The organism is Kitasatospora sp. NPDC093558 (assembly GCF_040683475.1).
Classification (GTDB): domain Bacteria; phylum Actinomycetota; class Actinomycetes; order Streptomycetales; family Streptomycetaceae; genus Kitasatospora.
On the sequence record NZ_JBFBDY010000914.1, the window covers coordinates 1 to 2,116 of the forward strand.

Consider the following 2,116-nt stretch of genomic DNA (forward strand, 5'->3'; position numbering starts at 1 on the left):
CTGGTCAGCGAACTCCCGCCCGGGGAGCACCCGAACCGATTCCGTTTCGTGCTGCGCAACCGGGTCATCGCGGCCCTCACCAGGGCCGACCGCAGGATCACCTGCGTGCCGTCCGGCCGGGTGGTCCAGGACGAGGACGGCCGGTGGGTGCTCCTGCTGGCCCCGGCGCTGCTGGCCGGTGCGCCGCAGCGGGCCCCGCTGCGGGCCGTGCTGGCGCACCTGCTGACCCACCAGGCCCAGATCCGGGCGGGCGGCCCCCGGCCGGGCGCGGACGCGGTGGAGGCGCTCCTGCTCCACCGGACGTCCGGCGGCACGCGGGAGGACGACCCCGTCCTCGGCGCGCTGTGGGAGGGCCACGCGCGCTGGGCGACGCGCCGTCTGCTGGCGCGCGACCAGGCGGGGGAGCGGAAGACGGCCCGCGCCGCGCGCCTGCTGTCCCGCCTGCCGGGCGTGCGCGCGGAGCCGGACACCCACGACCAGGCGGTGCGGTTCGTGCGCACGCTGGTCGAGGCGGGCGGGACGGCGACGGTGAACCGGATCTGGACGGACCGCTCCCTCGTGCCGACCCGCCGCGAACTCACCGCCCCGGCCCGCTGGCTGGCCCGCACCGGGCTGGGGCCCGCGGACGGTCCTTCTGCGGAGGGCTGACCGGACGCAGCAGGTGCGCGAGCCCGTCGGCGAGGCCGCCGCGCCAACAGGCGTAGTCGTGCCCGCCGTTGAACTCGCGGTACTCGAGGTCGTAGCCGCGCGCCGTGAGGACGTCGCGCAGGTGGCGGCTCTGGGTGAGGAGCAGCCACTCCTGGAGCCCCACCTCGACGTAGAAGCGCACCGCGCGGCGCTCCTCGGCGGCGAGCCGGCGGGTGAGCCACTCGCTGCCGGCGTCGAACTCGGTCTCGTCGGGCCACCAGAACGAGCCGGACTGGGCGAGCGCGTTGCCGAAGCGCTCGGGGCGCCGGTACGCGGCGAAGGCGGCGGTGAGGCCGCCCGCGCTCTGGCCGGCGACGACGGTGGCCGCCGGGTCCGTGGTGGTGCCGAACTCGCTTGCGGCCCAGGGGAGGAGCCGGTCGGCGAGGAATCCGCTGGAACCCCACCGGGCCCAGCTGGATGGAGAAGAAGCAGTTCGCGAGCGGCGTCGCCCTCGACATGGGCCTCTCCCGTCCCAAGTCCCAGGACAAGGACGGCAATGCGCACAGTCCGGCACTGAGTCTGGAGAAGCTCGACGAGATCGATGGCGACTGGCTGTTCCTCTCCACCCTCACCGACGACGGGAAGTCCGCCCTCAAGGACGTCCAGTCCAAGCCCGCCTACCGGGAGTTGGGCGCCGTGAAGACCAACCACGCCGTCACGGTGGACGGTTCGGTCTGGTCCACCCGCGGCGGCCCGCTCGCGGCCGGCGCCGTCATCGACGACATCACCAAGGCCCTGACCGCCTCCTGACCCGAACCCGTCCCAACCACCTGGAGGAGCAGTGGAGTTGACCGTCCAGGGCCTCACCGCCGGCTACGGCCCCGGGCGCCCGGTCCTCGGCGGCGTCGACCTCGCCGTGCCCGCCGGGCAGGTCGTCGCCGTCGTCGGACCGAACGGCTGCGGCAAGTCCACGCTGCTGCGGGCCGTCGCCCGGCTCCACCGGCCCGACGCCGGACGGGTCCTGGTCGGCGGCGAGGACGTGTGGCGGCTGCGCCCCCGGCAGGCGGCGCACCGCGTCGCGCTGCTCCCGCAGAGCCCGCAGGCGCCCGAGGCGGTGACCGTCGCCGGCCTGGTGCGCTACGGCCGCCACCCGCACCAGGGCCTGTTCCGCCAGTGGTCGGCCGAGGACGAGGACCGCACCGCCCACGCCCTGCGCGCCACCGGCGTCGAGGAGCTCGCCGGCCGCCGCCTCGACCGCCTCTCCGGCGGCCAGCGCCAGCGCTGTTGGCTCGCCATGGTGCTGGCCCAGGACGCCCCCGTCGTCCTGCTCGACGAGCCGACCAGCGCGCTCGACCTCGGCCACGCGGTCGAGGTGCTGGAACTCGTCCGCGAGGTCGCCGCCGGGGGACGCACCGTCGTCATGGTCCTGCACGACCTCGCGGCGGCGGCCCGCTACGCCGACCTGCTCGTCGCCCTGCGCGACGGCGCC

2 protein-coding genes and 2 pseudogenes are annotated in these 2,116 nt (G+C 75.9%); 3 read left to right on the top strand and 1 reads right to left on the bottom strand.

The features are described from left to right. The coding region (locus AB0O00_RS36875) for a zinc-dependent metalloprotease (protein ID WP_363659066.1) at nt 1-648 on the top strand (648 nt) is incomplete at its 5' end. On the opposite strand, the pseudogene AB0O00_RS36880 reads toward AB0O00_RS36875, so the two are convergent. Beyond that, nucleotides 578-1,075: pseudogene (locus AB0O00_RS36880) on the bottom strand (alpha/beta hydrolase-fold protein); the annotation flags it as partial. The gene AB0O00_RS36875 and the pseudogene AB0O00_RS36880 overlap by 71 nt on opposite strands. On the opposite strand from AB0O00_RS36880, the pseudogene AB0O00_RS36885 reads away from it, so the two are divergent. Next, nucleotides 1,075-1,437: pseudogene (locus tag AB0O00_RS36885) on the top strand (iron-siderophore ABC transporter substrate-binding protein); the annotation flags it as partial. The pseudogenes AB0O00_RS36880 and AB0O00_RS36885 overlap by 1 nt on opposite strands. Before the next feature lie 31 nt (nt 1,438-1,468). Further along, a partial coding sequence (locus AB0O00_RS36890; RefSeq protein ID WP_363659067.1) for an ABC transporter ATP-binding protein occupies nt 1,469-2,116 on the top strand: 648 nt, incomplete at its 3' end.